Annotated in this window: 15 protein-coding genes; 13 read left to right on the top strand and 2 right to left on the bottom strand. The window is 73.7% G+C overall.

What is annotated here, in order from left to right:
- The 12 genes from IEY37_RS19425 (at nt 1) to IEY37_RS19370 (ending at nt 14,425) form a co-directional block, all read left to right on the top strand.
- Complete coding sequence (locus tag IEY37_RS19425; RefSeq protein ID WP_188944571.1) at nt 1–1,260, top strand: metal-dependent hydrolase family protein; 1,260 nt, start codon at nt 1–3, stop codon at nt 1,258–1,260.
- Nucleotides 1,257–3,311 carry a hydantoinase/oxoprolinase family protein gene (locus IEY37_RS19420; protein ID WP_188944570.1) on the top strand — a complete coding sequence of 685 codons (2,055 nt, stop codon included), beginning with the start codon at nt 1,257–1,259 and terminating at the stop codon, nt 3,309–3,311. Before IEY37_RS19425 ends, IEY37_RS19420 begins: the two co-directional genes overlap by 4 nt.
- Nucleotides 3,308–5,125: a hydantoinase B/oxoprolinase family protein gene (locus tag IEY37_RS19415; RefSeq protein ID WP_229674669.1), complete on the top strand. Its 1,818-nt coding sequence runs from the start codon at nt 3,308–3,310 to the stop codon at nt 5,123–5,125. Before IEY37_RS19420 ends, IEY37_RS19415 begins: the two co-directional genes overlap by 4 nt.
- A gap of 77 nt (nt 5,126–5,202) precedes the next feature.
- Nucleotides 5,203–6,942 (top strand): ABC transporter substrate-binding protein, encoded by a 1,740-nt coding sequence (locus IEY37_RS19410; RefSeq protein ID WP_188944569.1) that lies wholly within the window; start codon nt 5,203–5,205, stop codon nt 6,940–6,942.
- 101 nt (nt 6,943–7,043) lie between these two features.
- The gene (locus IEY37_RS19405) at nt 7,044–8,195 is read left to right on the top strand and encodes an ABC transporter permease (protein WP_229674668.1); all 1,152 of its coding nucleotides are present in this window, start codon (nt 7,044–7,046) and stop codon (nt 8,193–8,195) included.
- A complete protein-coding gene (locus IEY37_RS19400) occupies nt 8,192–9,109 on the top strand; it encodes an ABC transporter permease (protein ID WP_188944568.1) in 918 nt (305 codons plus the stop codon). The genes IEY37_RS19405 and IEY37_RS19400 overlap by 4 nt, the downstream gene beginning before the upstream one ends.
- On the top strand, nt 9,106–10,077 hold the full coding sequence (locus IEY37_RS19395; RefSeq protein WP_188944567.1) for an ABC transporter ATP-binding protein: 972 nt from the start codon (nt 9,106–9,108) through the stop codon (nt 10,075–10,077). The genes IEY37_RS19400 and IEY37_RS19395 overlap by 4 nt, the downstream gene beginning before the upstream one ends.
- The gene (locus tag IEY37_RS19390) at nt 10,074–10,877 is read left to right on the top strand and encodes an ATP-binding cassette domain-containing protein (protein ID WP_188944566.1); all 804 of its coding nucleotides are present in this window, start codon (nt 10,074–10,076) and stop codon (nt 10,875–10,877) included. Before IEY37_RS19395 ends, IEY37_RS19390 begins: the two co-directional genes overlap by 4 nt.
- Before the next feature lie 177 nt (nt 10,878–11,054).
- Nucleotides 11,055–11,456: an allophanate hydrolase-related protein gene (locus IEY37_RS19385; protein ID WP_229674667.1), complete on the top strand. Its 402-nt coding sequence runs from the start codon at nt 11,055–11,057 to the stop codon at nt 11,454–11,456.
- Nucleotides 11,453–12,955, top strand: coding sequence for an amidohydrolase family protein (locus IEY37_RS19380; RefSeq protein ID WP_229674666.1), 1,503 nt, complete (start codon nt 11,453–11,455; stop codon nt 12,953–12,955). The genes IEY37_RS19385 and IEY37_RS19380 overlap by 4 nt, the downstream gene beginning before the upstream one ends.
- 70 nt (nt 12,956–13,025) lie before the next feature.
- On the top strand, nt 13,026–13,664 hold the full coding sequence (locus IEY37_RS19375; protein WP_188944565.1) for a YbaK/EbsC family protein: 639 nt from the start codon (nt 13,026–13,028) through the stop codon (nt 13,662–13,664).
- Nucleotides 13,661–14,425: a GNAT family N-acetyltransferase gene (locus tag IEY37_RS19370; protein WP_229674665.1), complete on the top strand. Its 765-nt coding sequence runs from the start codon at nt 13,661–13,663 to the stop codon at nt 14,423–14,425. The genes IEY37_RS19375 and IEY37_RS19370 overlap by 4 nt, the downstream gene beginning before the upstream one ends.
- 136 nt (nt 14,426–14,561) lie before the next feature.
- On the opposite strand, the gene IEY37_RS19365 is transcribed toward IEY37_RS19370, so the two are convergent.
- Both IEY37_RS19365 and IEY37_RS19360 read right to left on the bottom strand, forming a co-directional pair.
- Nucleotides 14,562–15,518, bottom strand: coding sequence for an LLM class F420-dependent oxidoreductase (locus tag IEY37_RS19365; RefSeq protein WP_188944564.1), 957 nt, complete (start codon nt 15,516–15,518; stop codon nt 14,562–14,564).
- A gap of 151 nt (nt 15,519–15,669) precedes the next feature.
- On the bottom strand, nt 15,670–16,089 hold the full coding sequence (locus IEY37_RS19360; RefSeq protein ID WP_188944563.1) for a hypothetical protein: 420 nt from the start codon (nt 16,087–16,089) through the stop codon (nt 15,670–15,672).
- Here IEY37_RS19360 and IEY37_RS19355 point away from each other — a divergent pair.
- Complete coding sequence (locus IEY37_RS19355) at nt 16,088–17,080, top strand: ABC transporter substrate-binding protein (protein WP_188944562.1); 993 nt, start codon at nt 16,088–16,090, stop codon at nt 17,078–17,080. The genes IEY37_RS19360 and IEY37_RS19355 overlap by 2 nt on opposite strands.
- The last annotated feature ends 13 nt before the right edge of the window (nt 17,081–17,093 follow it).

The raw sequence follows: 17,093 nt of genomic DNA, 5'->3' as shown, positions 1-17,093 counted from the left end.
ATGCACATCCCCGCGGAACGGATCCGCCCCGACCGGTCGATCCGGCTGCGCAACGCCACGGTGGTGGACGTGCGGACCGGCACCACCACGCCGGGCCGGACCGTCACCGTCGTCGACGGTGTCGTCGACCTGGACCGCCCGGCCGACGCGCCCTGGCAGGGTCGGGACGTCGACCTCGCCGGGCGGCACGTGCTGCCGGGGCTGATCTCCGTGCACACCCACCTGACGGCGGTGTACCCGTTCGAGGAGATCGACCTGGCCGAGGGCGCGGACGTCAGCGTGCTGCGCGGGCTCTCCCGGGCCACCGACGCCCTCCGGGCCGGCATCACCACCGTGCGCTGCCTGGACGAGCACAACCGCGCCGACATCGCCATCCGCCGGGCAGCGGCACAGGGCTGGGTGCAGGCGCCCCGGATCCTGGCCGCGGGTCGGGCGATCACCACGACCGGCGGCCGCGGGCACGGCTTCACCGACGCCGTCGCCGACGGCTACGACGGCTTCCTCAAGGCGGCCCGCACCGAGTTCGGCGCCGGCGCCGACCACGTCAAGATCTTCATCACCGGCGGGATCGCCCGCGAGGGCGAGGACTTCGTCGGTGCGGAGATGACCGAGGACGAGATGCGGGCGGCGGTGCGGGCCGCCACGGAGCGCGGCAAGTACGTGGTCGCCCACGCCGGCCACGGCCCGGCGATCCGGCAGGCCGTCGCGGCGGGGGTCCGCTCCTTCGAGCACGCCTACGACGTCGACCTGGAGACCGTCGCCGTGATGCGGGACGCCGGGGTGTTCGTCACGCCGACGCTGTCCGTCACGCACTGCCCCGAGTGGATGGCCGAGCACCACTTCACGCCGTGGCAGATCGAGCGCGCGGTGTCCGTGGGACCGGGTCACCTGGCCTCGATCCGGCGGATCGTCGACCACGGCCGCGGCGAGACCCCCGGCAGCGGCGTCACCTTCGTCACCGGGACCGACTACCCGCCGGGGGAACCGTACGAGGACACCGTCTGCCAGGTCCGCGAGATGGAGCTGATGGTGACCGCCGGGCTCTCGCCCGCGGAGGTGGTGCGCGCGGCGACGCTGGACGGTGCCCGCCTTGTCGGCCTGGCGGACCGGATCGGCGCGGTCGAGAACGGCTACCTGGCCGACCTCGTCGTGACCGACGACGACCCGACGCGGGACGTCTCGGCGCTCCGCCGCACCCGGCTGGTGCTGCAGGAGGGCCGGACCGTCCGCGACGACCTGTCCGGCGGGGCCGCGGCATGACGCCGGCGCCCGCGGACCACCTGCGGCTGGCCGTCGACATCGGCGGCACGTTCGTGGACGTGCTGTCCTTCGACGAGCGGGACGGCCGGATGACGCTGCACAAGCGGTCCACCACGCCGGCCGACCCGGCACGGGGTGTGGTGGCGGCGGTGGCCGACCTGCACCCGCGGCTGGACGAGGTCGGCGCCTTCGCCCACGGCACCACCCTGGGGCTGAACGCCATCCTGCAGCGGGCCGGCGCCGACGTCGGCATCATCACCAACGAGGGTTTCCGCGACCTGCTGGAGATCGCCCGCGCCGCCATCCCGGCCAGCCACATGTACGACTTCTCCTACGCGGCGCCGCCGCCGCTGGTGCCGCGGCGGCACCGGCTCGGCGTCCCGGGGCGGATGGACGCGCAGGGCCGCGAACTTCTGCCGCTGGACGAGGACGCGGTCCTCGAGGCCGGACGGGTGCTGGTCGAGGACGCGGGCCTGCGCTCGATCGCCGTGTGCTTCCTGCACTCCTACGCCAACCCGGCGCACGAGCGCCGGGCCGGCGCGCTGCTGCGCGAGGCCTACCCCGGCGTGGCGGTGGCGGTCTCGTCGGACATCACCCGGGAGTACCGCGAGTACGAGCGGACCTGCACCGTGGTGCTCGACGCCTACATCCGGCCGGTGCTGTCGGACTACCTGGGCCGGCTCGAGTCCGAGCTGGCCGACGCCGGTCTCGGCCACCCGCTGCACATCATGCGGTCCGGCGGGGGCGCCATGACGTCGTCCGTCGCCCGCACCGCGCCGCTGACCACGGTCCTGTCCGGGCCGGCCGGCGGCGTGGTCGGCGCGTCGTTCCTGGCCACCGAGCTCGGGCTGCCCAAGGTGCTCTCGTTCGACGTCGGCGGCACCAGCGTGGACGCCTGCGTGGTGCTCGACGGCCGGCCCACCGAGGTCCACGAGGCCGCGATCGACGGGTTCCCACTGCAGGTGCCGATCTTCGACATCCGCACCGTCGGCGCCGGCGGCGGGTCCATCGCCTGGGTCGACGACGGCCTGCTCAAGGTGGGCCCGCGCAGCGCCGGCGCGGTGCCCGGGCCGGTGGCCTACGGCCGCGGCGGCACCGAGCCGACGCTCACCGATGCGGCGCTCGTGCTCGGGTACCTGGATCCTGCGCACTTCCTCGCCGGCGCCATGGAGATCGACACGGCGGCCGCCGCGGCCGCCGTGGAGGAGCGCATCGCCCGGCCGCTCGGTATGACCGTGCAGGACGCCGCGGCCAGCGTCTTCCGGGTGCTGCTCGCCCGGTCGGTCGGTGCGCTGCGCGAGATCACCGTCGAGCGTGGCCTGGATCCGCGCGAGTTCGCGCTGCTCAGCTTCGGCGGCGCCGGCGGCCTGCTCGCCGCCATGCTGGCGCGGGAGATGGGCATCGCCACGACGGTGATCCCGCAGGTGCCGGCGGCGTTCTCGGCGTTCGGCATGCTCCGCAGCGACCTGCAGTTCGAGTTCGCCGCCACCGCGCTGCAGCCGCTGGACGACAAGTACCTGGAGCGGCTCGGGCCGGTCTTCGACGACCTGGCCTCCCGGGCCGAGCAGATGCTCTCCGAGCAGGGCGTCAAGCCGGCGCAGCGCCGGTCGGTGCGCTCGCTGGACGTCCGGTACCGCGGGCAGGAGCACACGCTGCCGGTCGAGCTGCACCCCGGCGACCGCAGCGCGGACCTGGTGCAGCGGTTCCACGACCTGCACCGGCACCGCTACGGGCACGCCATGCCGGAGGCGGTGCAGGTGCTGACCGTCCGGGTGCTGGGCACCGGCGAGCTGCCCAAACCCGGGTTGCAGCCGCTGCCGCCGGGCGGGACGCCGGGGGAGCCGGTCGGCACCCGGCGGTTCCACGACGTGGCCGCCGGCGGACCCGTCGACGCCGCGGTGTTCCTGCGCGAGTCGCTGGTGCCCGGCCAGCAGGTCGCCGGGCCGCTGGTGGTCGAGGAGGGCACGGCGACGACGGTCGTCTTCGGCGACCAGCTGCTCACGGTGGACCGGTACGGCCACCTGTTCGTGCGGACCCGGGAGGACCAGTGACCGACAGGCAGCCCACGGGCGACACCGGTGCGGCGGCCGGCGCGGCGGAGCTGGACGGCGCCACCGTCGAGGTGATCCGCAACTACGTCGTCTCGGTCGCCGAGCAGATGCGCCGGACGCTGGTCCGCTCCGCCTTCAACCCCGTCATCTACGACGTGCTGGATTTCGGCATCTCGCTGTACACCGCCGATCTCGAGCTGATGGCGGAGGCGGCCGGGATCACCCACTTCCTCGGCGCCAACGACTACGCGATCGTCAAGGGCACCGACTACGTCGGTCCGGAGCGGATGGCGCCGGGCGATGTGTACCTGCTGAACTACCCCTACTGGAGCGGCGCCCACTCCTACGACGCCATGCTGTTCGCCCCGGTGTTCCACCCCGACGTCACCGGCCCGGCGGCCTACCTGGCTGTCCGGGCGCACTGGATGGACCTGGGCGCCAAGGACGCCGGCTACGTCCTGGACTCGACCGACATGCACCAGGAGGGGTTGATCTTCCCCGGCACCCGGGTGGTGGCCGGCGGCGAACCGGTCCGGGACGTCCTGGAGCTCATCCGGTTCAACTCGCGGCTGCCGGACCTGACGCTGGGCGACTTCAACGCCCAGCTGGCCGCGCTGCGCACCGGCGAGGCCCGGCTGGCCGAGGTCTGGGACAAGTTCGGGTACGGGACGGTGGTGCACGCCGTCCGGCGGGTGATCGAGCACGGCGAGGCGCAGGCCCGGCGCGCGGTGGCCGCCCTGCCGGACGGCAGCTGGACCGCCGACGACTGGATCGACGACGACTACGTCACCGACGATCTCATCCCGATCCGGGTCACGGTCACCGTGGACGGCGACCGGATGGTCGCCGACTTCCGGGGTTCCTCGCCCGCGGTCGCCGGTCCGGTGAACCTGCCGATCGGGTCGACGCTGGGGATCGCCAAGGCCATCTTCAAGGAGCTGACCACCGGCAGCGTGCCCACCAACGCCGGCCACTTCCGGCCGCTGGAGGTGGTCACCGACCCGGGCTCGATCTTCGACGCCCGGTATCCCTCGGCCACCTTCACCCAGTGGAGCGCCATCGTGGCGTTCGAGCTCATGCACAAGGCGCTCGCCGCGGCGATCCGGTCGATCCCGGCGTCGTCCGGCGGCGACGAGCCGGGATTCATGGCGCTCGGCCGCGATTCCCGGACCGGCGCGGACTACGTGGTCAGCAACAACGAGGGCATCGGCTGGGGCGCCACGCAGGACCACGACGGCGGCAACGCCCAGCAGCACCCGAGCCAGACCACCGTCCGGAACACCCCGGTCGAGGTGCTCGAGCACAAGGCCGCGCTGCTGCACGAGCGGCTGGAACTGATCCCGGACTCCGGCGGCCCCGGCCGCCATCGCGGCGGTGTCGGCGTGCTGCGCGAGGTCCGGTACACCGAGCCCGGCGAGGTGCTGTCGATGAAGAAGCGCAGCAAGACCCCGCCGTGGGCGCTGGACGGCGGCCGCGAGCCCCGGCCCAGCGCCATGACGATCTGGCCCGGCACGGACCGCGAGGTCGTCGTCGGGATGTACCGGGCCGCGATGGCGGCCGGGGACCGCTTCGTCAACCGCACCGCCGGCGGCGGCGGCCACGGCGACCCGCTGGACCGCGACCCGGCCGCCGTGGTGGCCGATGTCGCCGAGGGCTACGTGACACCCGCTGCCGCAGAACGCGACTACGGGCTGCGGGTGCACGCCGACGGCCGGTGGGAGCCGACCGCTGCGCGGCAGGCCCGGCAGCGCGGCGACGACGCCGCTCCCCGATCCGGCGCCGACCCGGCGCCGGTCGAGTCCTCAGGGTCCTGACCGGTACCCACCCGGACCCCCATCCGGACCTCCACCCGGACCACTCGTCACCGACCTCCGTCGAAAGGTGTCCCGCGATGCCGCTCCACCACCCGCACGACCGGCCCCGGCGGTCCTCCGCCCGCCGGTCCCGCCCCGGCCTGCTGGTCGCCACCGGCACGGCGGCCGCCCTGCTGCTGTCCGCCTGCGGCAGTGACAGCGGCGCCCCGCTGTCCTCGTCCGCCGGGTCCTCGTCGTCGGCCGCGGCCGCGACCGCCGGGGGCGGTGCCTCCGGCGGCGGCACCACGGCCGGCTCCGCCCCGGCCGGATCCACCGGCTCCACGGCAGCGCCCGCCGGCCCGACCGATCCCAGGGCCAACACGTTGATCATCGCGGAGAACGAGATCCCGGCGACGTTCGACCCGGTGCAGGCGGACAACTCGACCGTCGACGAGGTGGTCATCCCGGCGTACGACACCCTGCTCAGCTACGACTCCTCCGGCAAGCTCGCCGGCATCCTGGCGTCGGGCTGGAAGGTCGACAGCAAGGGCACCACCGTCACGGTCGACCTCAAGCCCGGGGTGAAGTTCCACGACGGGACGGCACTGACGGCCAAGGACGTGGTGTTCACCCTCGACCGCATCAAGAAGCTCGGCATCGGCGTCGCGTCGTTCACCACGGCGTACGCCAGCAGCAAGGCGGTCGCGGACGATCAGGTCGCCATCACGCTCAAGGCCCCGTACGCGCCGTTCCTGTCCGCGCTGACCCGGGTGTACATCGTGAACTCGGCGCTGGTCACCAAGAACGCCGGCTCCGACGACGGGCAGAAGTGGCTGGCCACCAACGACGCCGGTTCCGGACCGTACAGCCTGGTCAAGTACACCAACGGCCAGCAGGCCGAGTTCACCCGCTTCGACGGCTACTTCCGCGGCTTCACCGGCCAGGCCAAGGATGTGGTGTTCCGCTACATCTCCGAGGCGTCGACGCAGAAGTCCTCGCTGCGCAACGGCGACGTGGACGTGGCGATGGACATCGCACCGAACGACTGGGCGTCCTTCGCCGCCGACTCGCAGTTCAAGGTGGACCAGGCACCGACGAACGTGGTGCTGTCGGTCTTCTTCAACATGTATCCGGGCAGCAAGCTGCAGAACAAGGCGCTGCGCCAGGCGATCGAGTACTCGTACAACTACCAGCAGCACATCGACAAGATCCTCAAGGGTGCGGGGCAGCGGGTCGTCGGGCCGATGGCGTCGGGGATGAGCTGCGCCGACAAGGATCTGGACCAGCCGACGTACGACCCGGCCAAGGCCAAGAAGCTGCTGGCCGACGCCGGCCTGTCCGGTGTGCACCTGACGATGACCTACCTCAAGGCCACCGCGGAGATGGAGCAGGCCGCGGCGCTGCTGCATTCCAACCTCGCGGACATCGGCGTGACGCTCGACCTGCAGGCGATCACCTACCCGCAGTACGCCGAGCTGGTGGCCAAGCCGGAGACGACGCCGGACCTGGGGATGATCTACGCCTTCCCGGCCTACCCGGACGCCGATGCGGTGATGTACGTGAACTACGACTCGAAGTTCATCGGCGGCGGCCAGAACTGGGGCGGTTTCTCGGACAAGAACTACGACGCGCTGGTCGAGAAGGCGCAGCAGCTGACGGACGAGTCGCAGCGGTGCCAGCTGTACACGCAGGCACAGCAACAGGTGATGGACGACGCGCTGGCGGTGAACATGTCCAACCCCAAGGCCGTCGCCGTCTACAACGCCCGGCTGTCCGGGTTCACCTACCGGGCGTCGCACCACCAGACCGTCGACGTCTACGCCATCTCGGTCAGCTGACAGACGCGGGTGGGCCGTGGGTTCCCCTCGACCCGGCCCACCCGCCCCCGGCTGTCGCGTCCCGGCGCGGCCGACCGACCCCGACCGTCAGGAGGTGTGGAGTGCTCGCTGTCGTGCTGCGCCGGCTCGGGCTGATGGTGCTGGTCTTCGCCGGGCTGGTGGTGATCGCCTTCCTGATGACCCAGGTGCTGCCCGGCGACCCGGCGCGGGCGGCCGCCGGCCGGAACGCCAGCCCCGAGCAGATCGCCGCGGTGGCGAGCCAGCTGGGCCTGGACCAGCCGGTGTGGCGCCAGTTCCTGCGCTACGCCGGGCGGCTGCTGCACGGCGACCTGGGCACCTCGGTGGTCACCCACCGGCCGGTGCTGGCGGACCTCGGCGAGGTGCTGCCGGTCTCGCTGGAGCTGGTGCTCGCCGCCATGCTCCTGAACCTCGTCATCGGCGTGCCGCTCGGGGTGCTCGCGGCCTACCGCAGGGGCCGCTGGGCCGACGGCCTGACGCGGGTGGTCGTGCTGCTCGGCGCGGCCGTCCCAGCGTTCTGGTTGGGCCTGATCCTGCAGCTGGTGCTGTCGGACCGGTTGCACTGGTTGCCGCTGTCCGGCCGGCTGACCTACGGCTACCGGGTCGACGACCTCACCGGGATGGTCACCTTCGACGCCCTGGTCACCGGGCGGTGGGCGACCTTCGGCAACGCGCTGGCGCACCTGGTGCTGCCGGCGGTGACCCTGGCCGCGCCGTTCATCGCGGTCGTCGCGCGCACCGTGCGGTCCTCGATGATCTCGGTGCTGGACGCCGACTTCGTCCAGCTGGCCCGCGCCACCGGTGCGGGGGAGTGGCGGGTGGTGGTCCGGCACGCGCTGCGCAACGCGCTCGGCCCGATCATCACCATCGTCGGCATGCAGCTGGGCTGGATGCTGGGCGCGACGGTGCTGGTCGAGTCGACGTTCAACCGCGGCGGCATCGGCGCCTACACCGTGAACGCCGTGCTGCAGAACGACCTCTACGCCGTGATCGGCAGCGTGCTGGCGATCGGCGTCGTGTTCATCGTCGCGAACGTCGTCGTCGACCTGCTGCAGCCGGCGCTGGATCCGCGGCTGCGCGGCGGAGGCCGGGCGGTGTCCGGGCTGTCGGTGGGTGGCCGGCCGGACCTGGCCGTCGGTCCGGCCGGGGTGACCGACCCGTCGGCGCCCGACGTCGAGGCAGGGGCCGACAACGCCGCGGCGGCGCCGGTCCCGGTCGCCGGGGTGCAGCGGTGACCGCGCCGACCCGGCGGTCCGCCGTGGCCGGCTCGGCCGACGGGCGACCCGGAGGGCTGCGCGGACCCTGGTTCGCCCGCCGGCGACCGCGCCGCGGCCCGGCCGGATCGGTCCTGGAGCGGGTGGCCGTCGTCGTCGCGCTGGTGATGGTGGTGCTGGCGGTCGTCGGTCCGTGGATCGCACCGCAGAACCCCTACCGCGTCGACCTCGGCCAGTCGCTGCTGCCGCCGAGCGCGGCGCACCTGTTCGGTACCGACGTCAACGGCCGCGACGTGTTCTCCCGGGTGCTGACCGGCGCCCGGGAGACGCTGCTGGCCACCGTGATCGTGCTGGTGGTGGCGACGGTGCTGGGCGTCCTGATCGGCACGGCCGCGGCCCTGGGCGGCCGGGTGGTCGACGAGGTGCTGATGCGGATCTGCGACATCGGGCTGTCGCTGCCGTCCATCGTGCTGGCGCTGGGGCTGGCCGCGTCGCTGGGGCCCAGCCTGACGTCGGCGGTGGTCGCCATGTGCCTGACCTGGTGGCCGGGGTACGCCCGGCTGGTCCGGACGGTGGTCCGGCAGCACCGCGACGCCGAGTACGTCGAGGCGGCACGGTCGATCGGTGCCGGCCCGGTCCGGGTGGTCGTGCGGCACCTGCTGCCCACCGTGGTGCCGGTGATGCTCGTGCAGGTCACCCTGGACGTCGCCGCGGTCATGCTGGTCATCTCCGGCCTGTCGTTCGTCGGGGTCGGCGCCCAGGTGCCCGCCGCCGAGTGGGGGGCGATGATCGCCGCGGCGGTGGACGACATCAGCACGGCCTGGTGGGCGCTGCTCTTCCCGGGCCTGGCCATCGCCGTCACCGCGGTGGCGTTCAACCTGGCCGGGGACTGGCTGCGGGTGCGGACCGATCCGACCGTGCGGTGGTCCCGGTGACCGCCGGTCGGGGGACCGGGGGCGCGGCGCCGGCCGCCGTCCCGTTGCGCCCGTCGTCCGGCACCGCACCGGGTGACGCGCCGTTCGGACCGGCGCAGCAGCGTCCCGCGCTCACCGTGCAGGACCTGCGGGTGAGCTACCCGTCGGCCTCCGGATCAGCCGAGGTGGTGCACGGCGTCGACCTGTCCGTGGGCCGGGGGCGGACGCTGGCCGTCGTCGGTGAGTCGGGATCCGGCAAGTCGGTCACCGCCCGGGCGGTGCTCCGGCTGGACCCGGACGCGCGGGTGAGCGGCCGCGTGCTGCTCGGCGACACCGACGTCCTGGCGCTGCCGCGGCGCCGGCTGCGCACCGTCCGCGGCGCGCGGGTCGGGCTGGTGTTCCAGGATCCGCTGTCCGCCCTGAACCCGGTGATGACCGTCGGCTGGCAGATCATGCAGCCGTTGCGGTTCCGTGGCGTCAGCCGGGCGGAGGCCCGCCGGCGCGGCATCGACCTGCTCGGCCAGCTGGGGGTGCGGGACGCGGCCCGGCGGTTCGACGACTACCCGCACCAGTTCTCCGGCGGCATGCGGCAGCGGGTCGTGATCGCCATCGCGGTGATCGCCGATCCCGAGGTGCTGATCGCCGACGAACCGACCACGGCACTGGACGTCCGGGTCCAGGCGCAGGTGCTGGCGGTGCTGCGGCGGCTCGCCGACGACCGCGGCATGTCCGTCGTGCTCATCACCCACGACCTGGGCATCGTCGCCGGGTTCGCCGACGACATCGTGGTGCTGCGCTCCGGCCGCGTCGTGGAACGCGGGACGGTGGACGAGGTCTACGCCCGGCCGCACGACCCGTACACCCGGGGCCTGCTCGGCGCGGTCCCGCGGTTGGACGCGGACCCGTCCGTCCCGCTGGCCGTGGTGCCGCCGGAGACGCCGGGACCCGCGGCGGGGGACGCCGCCCCGACCCAGGAGGTGACCCGGTGACCGGCGACCTGCTCGTCGTGCAGGGGCTGACCAAGACGTTCCGCGGACGCAGCGCGCCGGCGGTGGACGACGTCAGCTTCACCGTGCCGGCCGGTGCCTGCCTGGGCCTGGTCGGCGAGTCCGGCTCCGGCAAGTCGACGACGGCCCGGCTGGTCAACGGCCTGCTGCAGCCGGACGCCGGCCGGGTGCTCGTGGACGGCCACGACCTGGCCGGCGGCCGCGACCAGGTGCGCGGCGCGCGGCGCGTCATGCAGATGGTGTTCCAGGACCCGTACTCCTCGCTCGACCCCCGGATGACCGTCGCGCAGCTCGTCGGCGAGCCCCTGGTCGTGCACCGCGTCGCCCGCTCCCGGGCGAAGCTGCGGGCGGCCGCCGCCGAGCTGCTCGAGACGGTCGGCATGGGCGGCACCGACCTGGACCGGCACCCGCAGTCCTTCTCCGGCGGCCAGCGGCAGCGCATCGCGATCGCCCGCGCCTTGGCGGTGCGCCCGCGGCTGCTCGTCTGCGACGAGCCGGTCTCGTCGCTGGACGTCTCGGTGCAGGCGCAGGTGTTGAACCTGTTCAACGAGCTGCGCGGGCGGTTCGGGCTGTCCCTGCTGTTCATCGCGCACGATCTGGCCGTGGTCCGGTACCTGTGCGAGCGGGTCGCCGTGATGGAGCAGGGCAGGATCGTCGAGATCGGCGACCGCGACCAGGTCTACGAGCACCCGCAGCACCCGTACACCCGCTCGCTGCTGGCCGCGGTCCCGGTCCCGGACCCTGCGGTGGCCAGGGAACGGCTGCGCGCGGTGGCCACCTGAGCGGGCCGGGCCACCGGCGACACCCGGCTCGCGGCAACAGCACTGCAACGGCCCGGCAACGACGGTGACCGACACTGCACCGGGAGCGCCGGCGCCGGGTCGCGGATCCAGCGCGACGGAACGACAGCCACACGGACGGCACGACACCGCACAGGTGCAGACCGGGAGGAGACCCGCATGGACGGCGACGAGGTCCGGATGTTCGTCAACGGGCAGGCACTGTCCGGGGGCAGCCTGAACGGCGCGCTGGCCGGCGGCCGCCTGCTGGGACCGGTGCGGACCGCGCCCCGGTACCGCTTCTACTCGGTGCGCGACGAGTTCCCCGGCCTGCACCCGGTCGACAGCGGTGGGACGTCGGTACCGGGTGAGGTGTACGTGGTCTCGTACGCGGTGCTGCGGGAGGGCCTGCTGCCGCAGGAACCTCTCGAGCTGGAGCTCGGCGTCATCGAGCTGGAGGACGGTTCCGGCTCGCTCTCGATGCGGATGCGCGCGGACGCGCTGGACCTGCCGGGCGTCGTGGACATCACCGACCGCGGCGGCTGGCTGGCGTACCTGGCGGCGATCGGGCGGCAGCGGTGAGCGTCGACGTGCTGGTCCGCGGCGGCACCGTCGTGGACTCGGCGTGGCAGGGACCGGCGGACCTGTGGATCCGGGACGGCGTGGTGCAGGCGCTGCTGCGACCGGGCGATCGGCCCGACGGTGCGGCGGCCGCCCGGGTGGTCGACGCCTCGGGCCGGCTGGTGCTCCCCGGCGGCGTCGATCCGCACTGCCACGTCGGGTTCACCTCCGGCGAGTGGACCTCGCTCGACGACTACCGGCAGTGCACGACCGCCGCCGTCTTCGGCGGCACGACGACGATCGTCGACTTCGCCATCCCGCGTCCCGGGCAGTCGCCGATCGACGCGGCCCACCGGCAGCGCGCCAAGGCGACCGAGGGTCTGTGCGACGCCGCGCTGCACGCCTGCGTGGTCGAGTGGGACGACACCACCGCCGACCAGCTCCGGTCGCTGGCCGCCGACGGCATCCGCACGGTGAAGATGTTCACCACCTACCGCGGCGAGACGATGGCCGACGAGGACACCATCCTGGCCACCATGCACGCCCTGCGCGGCGGGGACGGCATGGTCGTCATCCACTGCGAGTCGAACCCGATCGTCGAGGACGCGCAGCACCGGGCGCAGACCCGCGGCGGCGTGGACGCCGGGCACATGCCGGACACCCGTCCGGAGCTGGCCGAGACCGCCTCGGTGGCAGCCATCCTCGCCATCGCGGAGTCGCAGGGTGCGCCCGTGTACTTCGTGCACCAGTCGACACCCGAGGCCGTCGAGTTGGTCGCCGCCGCCCGCCGGCGGGGGCTGGCCGCCTTCACCGAGTCCGTCGCGCACCACCTGGTGCTGGACGAGACGCGCTACTCCGGCGAGGAACCCGAGCGGTTCGTGTGCTGCCCGCCGCTGCGGCCGGCCGCCACCGTGGCCGCCCTGGGCCGGCACCTGTTCACCGGCGAGATCAGCACGATCGGTTCCGACCACTGCTGCTACGACCTGGCCCAGAAGCGCGCGCACCGGCACGACGTGCGGCAGATGCCGAACGGGTTGCCGGGCGTCGAGACCCGGTTGCCGGTCGTCTTCTCCCGGTACGTCGTCGACCAGGGTCTGCCGCTACCACGCTTCGTCGAGCTGACCGCGGCGAACCCGGCCCGCACCAACGGCCTGTACCCGCGCAAGGGATCGCTGATGCCGGGCGCGGACGCCGACGTCGTGCTGTGGGATCCCGACGCCCGGTGGCAGGTGACGGCCGCGGACCTGCACATGGCCACGGACTACACGCCGTACGAGGGCATGTGGCTGACCGGCCGGCCGACGACGGTGCTGGTCGGCGGCCGGGTGGTGGTGGACGACGGTCGCCTGGTCGACGACCGGCCGCTCGGCCGGCACCTGCAGGCCGGTCCGATCGACCTGCGCGGGCTCGGCTGGCTGGGACCCGCCGCCCCTGCGCACTCCGACGCCGCCCCTGCGCACTCCGACACCGCCACGGCGCAGCCGGGCCCGACCCCCGCCGGGTCGGGGGTGGCCCGCTGACCGTCGTTGCGCACAGCGCCACGCCGGTCAGCCGCCCACGCCCACGGGCACCCGTGTCAGAGTGGCCGGCATGACCGCCGAGCCCGCCGGGCCGTCCCCGGCGCCCGCCCCTGTCCGGGGCACTGTCCTGGCCACTGTCTTGGCCGCAGCCTTCCCAGCCCTGGACGCCGTGCCGGTCCTGGACCGGCCGGACCTGGTGGCCGAGCCCGTGCTGCAGGCGTTGCGGCGCGGCGACCTGGGCGACCCCGCCCACCTCGCCGTGCTCGTCGCCGCGATCGATCCGGCGCTCGCCGACACCGCCGCGTTCTGCGCGGCCTACGACGTGCCGGCGGAGCGCAGTGCCAACTGCGTCGTCGTCTCCGGCCGCCGGGAGGGCGAGGTGCGCTGGGCCGCGGCGGTGGTGCTGGCCACGACGAGGGCCGACGTCAACGGCGCCGTCCGCCGCCGGATGGACGTCCGCAAGGTGTCGTTCGGCGGGCACGACGAGACGGTGGCCGCGACCGCCATGGAGTACGGCGGCATCACCCCGGTCGGGCTGCCGGCCGGCTGGCCGGTGCTGGTGGACTCCGCGGTCGCCGCGGCCGGCCCGGTGGTCATCGGCTCCGGGGTGCGCGGTTCCAAGCTGGTGCTGGATGGTGCCTCGCTCGGCGCCCTGCCCACCGCCGAGGTGCTGGACGGCCTGGGGCGGCCCGTGCCCGCGGCGCCGTGACGGCGGGCCCTGCGGTGTCGCCGCCGCTGCTGCTCCGCGCCGCGGACCCGGCGGACGCCGGCGAGATCCTCACCGTGCAGCGTGCCGCGTTCGTCACCGAGGCCCAGGCCCACGACACCCCGCACCTGCCGCCGCTCGTCGAGACCCTGACCGAAGTGCGGGCGGCGCTGACCGACGGCGGCACCCGGGTGCTGGTCGCCGAGCTGGCGGGTCCCCGCGGCGGTCGACTCGTGGGTGCCGCGCGCTGCACCGTGCGGGACGGCCGCGGGTGGATCGGCCGGGTCGCCGTCGCCCCCGACGTGGCGGGTACGGGTATCGGCAGTGCGCTGCTGCAGCGGCTGCACGACGACCTCGGGCCGTCGGTGACCGGGTTCTCGCTGTGGACCGGCGGCCGGTCGACCGGCAACCACGCCTGGTACGCCGGGCACGGCTACCTGGTCACCGGCCGGACGGCGGACCACCTCGGGGTACCCGTGGTCACCATGGCGCGGCCGGTGCTGCGCGGCGCACCGGACCCCCTCGCGTCCGTCGTGGTGGTGCTGTCGGCCGCACCGGACGGCCCGCGGCCCGATCCGGGGGAGGTCGCCGCCGGCCCGCTGCCGGGCGAGCTCGCCCGCGGGGCCCTGCGCCACGGCGAGTCGCTGCGGACGGCCGCCCTGCGGCTGGCCGGGCCCGGCGCGGCGTTCGTCCGGCCGCTGGCCTACTACCGCACCGGTGGCGACGACACGCCGGTGCTGGCCACGGTGCTCGTCCGGCCGTGACCCCGTGGCGGCGGCCGGCACGGGTGGTACCGACGCCGGACGTCCCGTCCCGTCCCGTCCCGCCGCGTCCCGTCCCGCCGCGTCCCGCCCCGTCCCGCGGCGTCGGGCACCGCGGTGCCTGGCGGCCGAGGTCCGGTCAGAAGCCGTCGGCGACGGTCCGCACCCGCTCCCCGAGCAGCGCGATGTGCTCGAGGTCGGACAGGTCCATGACCTGGAGGTAGACCCGGTCGACCCCGGCGTCGGCGTACTGCCGCAGCCGGTCCAGCACCTGGTCCGGGGTCCCGGCCAGGCCCGCGTCCGCCAGTGACCCGGGGTCCCGGCCGATCGCCTGCGCCCGTCGCGCCACCTCGGCATCGTCGACGCCGCACACCACGGTCAGCGCGGACGAGTAGACCATCGAGCCGGGATCCCGACCGGCGGCCTCGCACGCCGCCCGGCCGCGGTCGTGCTGTGCCCGGGTGGTGGCCAGATCGGAGAAGCCGACGTTGAAGTCGTCAGCGAACCGCGCGGCCAGCGCGGGCGTGCGCCGGGGTCCGTGCCCGCCGAGGACCAGCGGGATGCGCGGCGTGCCGTCGGCGGCCTGCTGCACCGGCTTGGGCAGCCCGGGCGCGCCGGACAGCCGGTAGTGCTCGCCCCGGTGGTCGAACGTCGCGCCGACCGGGGTGGCCCACAACCCGGTGAGGATCTCCAGCTGCTCGGTCAGCCGGTCGAACCGCTCGCCGAAGCTGGAGCCGAACGGCAGGCCGTAGGCGGTGTGCTCCTGCTCGAACCATCCGGTGCCCAGGCCGAGCTCCAGCCGGCCACCGGAGATGTCGTCGATGTTGGCCGCGGCGATGGCCAGCATCCCGGGGTGCCGGAACGTGGCCGACGTGACCAGCGTGCCGAAGCGCAGATCCGGCACCAGCGCGGCGAGCGCGGCCAGGTTGACCATCGAGTCGCTCGGGCCCGGCAGACCGGATCCTTCGCCCATGGCCAGCACGTGGTCGGACCGGAAGAAGGCGCCGAAGCCGGCGTCGCGGGTCGCCCGGGCGGCGGCGAGCAGGTCGCGGTGGCCGGCGCCCTGCTGGGGCTCGGTGAAGATGCGCAGTTCCATGCCGGCACGGTAACCGGCGTCCGCGGCCGGCCCGCGGGTCGCGTGCCGCGGCCGTCCGGGTGGCCTGCCACCACCGCCGAGCCTGTTGCGGCTGACGCGCCCGGTTGCGCAATCGAAACGTCGTCGCCATTCCCAGCCGGGGGTCCCGTTGCTACGTTCTGCACGAGTTCACCGCGTCGACGCCTGGCACCACCCGTACGGTCACCTGCGTTCGTGACGGTCCGGGGGCCCGTGCCACCCCTAGGAGGAATGCAGTGCGCGTCACCCCTGCCCGAACGACCCTCCGCCGGCGAGGACTGATCGCCGGCGTCGCGGCCCTCGCCCTGGCCGCCAGCGCCTGCGGCTCCAGCAGCGACAGCGGCACCGGCACCACGTCCAGCGCGTCGAGCAGCTCCAGCTCCTCGTCGACCGCGCCGACGTCGCCGATCGCCTCCGCGTCGGTGACCGACACCGCGTCCAGCTCGTCCGCCAGCGGCTCATCCGGCTCGTCGGCCCCGTCTTCCTCGTCGTCCTCCGGCGGCGGCAGCTCGGACCCGAAGACGGCCACCTCCGCCGAAGCGCTGGGCGGCATGGACGCCCTCGTCGCGGCGGCGAAGAAGGAGGGTGCGCTGAACGTCATCGCGCTGCCCCCGGACTGGGCCAACTACGGCGAGGTCATCAAGGGCTTCCAGGCCAAGTACCCGGAGATCAAGCTCAACAGCCAGCAGCCCGACATCTCCAGCGCCCAGGAGATCCAGGCGGCCGACGCCAACAAGGGCACCGACCAGGCTCCCGACGTCTTCGACCTCGGCGCCGCGGTGACCCTGTCGTCCACCAAGTACTTCGCGCCGTACCAGGTCGCCTCCTGGGCCGACATCCCGGACGCCAACAAGGAGTCCACCGGCCTCTGGGTCAACGACTACACCGGCGTCATGTCCGTGGGCTACGACGCCGACAAGTACGGCGACATCACCTCGCTCGACCAGCTGACCGACGCCAAGTTCAAGGGCGCGGTCGCGCTGAACGGCAACCCGACGCAGGCCAACGCCGCGCTGAACGGCGTGGTGTTCGCCGCGCTGGCCAAGGGCGGATCGCTGGACGACGTCTCCAAGGGCGTCGACTACTTCAAGTCCCTCAAGGACGCCGGCACGCTCTCCAGCGTCGACCCGACGCCGGCGACGGTGACCTCGGGACAGGTCGGTGTGCTGTTCGACTGGTCGTACAACCAGCTCGGCTACGTGAACAAGCTCAAGGACGAGGGCGTCAACTGGAAGACGTTCACCCCGAGCGGCGTGGCGCTGGGTGCCTTCTACAACCAGGCGATCAACAAGGACGCCCCGCACCCGGCTGCGGCCCGGTTGTGGGAGGAATACCTGTACAGCCCTGAGGCGCAGAACCTGTGGATGAAGGGCGGTGCCGCCCCGGTGCTCTACGACGCGATGAAGAAGGCCGGCACGATCGACGCGGCCGCCGAGGCGAACCTGCCCAAGATCCAGGGCTCGCTGGTCCAGCTGTCCGCCGACCAGAACAAGAAGGTCAACGCGTACCTCGCTGCCAACTGGTCGAAGGCGGTGGGCAGCTGACCGGCTCGTCCCC

Origin of the sequence: Nakamurella endophytica, assembly GCF_014646215.1 — a bacterium.
GTDB classification, from domain to species: Bacteria; Actinomycetota; Actinomycetes; order Mycobacteriales; family Nakamurellaceae; genus Nakamurella; species Nakamurella endophytica.
The sequence above is the reverse complement of the archived record's forward strand: the minus strand, read 5'-3'. Positions and strand labels throughout refer to the sequence as shown.

Excerpts from the sequence above, each read along its gene's own strand:
- IEY37_RS19425 (WP_188944571.1), top strand. The coding sequence starts at position 1 with ATGCACATCCCCGCGGAACGGATCCGCCCCGACCGGTCGATCCGGCTG.
- IEY37_RS19420 (WP_188944570.1), top strand. The coding sequence starts at position 1,257 with ATGACGCCGGCGCCCGCGGACCACCTGCGGCTGGCCGTCGACATCGGC.
- IEY37_RS19410 (WP_188944569.1), top strand. The coding sequence starts at position 5,203 with ATGCCGCTCCACCACCCGCACGACCGGCCCCGGCGGTCCTCCGCCCGC.
- IEY37_RS19385 (WP_229674667.1), top strand. The coding sequence starts at position 11,055 with ATGGACGGCGACGAGGTCCGGATGTTCGTCAACGGGCAGGCACTGTCC.
- IEY37_RS19375 (WP_188944565.1), top strand. The coding sequence starts at position 13,026 with ATGACCGCCGAGCCCGCCGGGCCGTCCCCGGCGCCCGCCCCTGTCCGG.
- IEY37_RS19365 (WP_188944564.1), bottom strand. The coding sequence starts at position 15,518 with ATGGAACTGCGCATCTTCACCGAGCCCCAGCAGGGCGCCGGCCACCGC.
- IEY37_RS19355 (WP_188944562.1), top strand. The coding sequence starts at position 16,088 with ATGGACGCCCTCGTCGCGGCGGCGAAGAAGGAGGGTGCGCTGAACGTC.
- IEY37_RS19360 (WP_188944563.1), bottom strand. The coding sequence starts at position 16,089 with ATGCCGCCCAGCGCTTCGGCGGAGGTGGCCGTCTTCGGGTCCGAGCTG.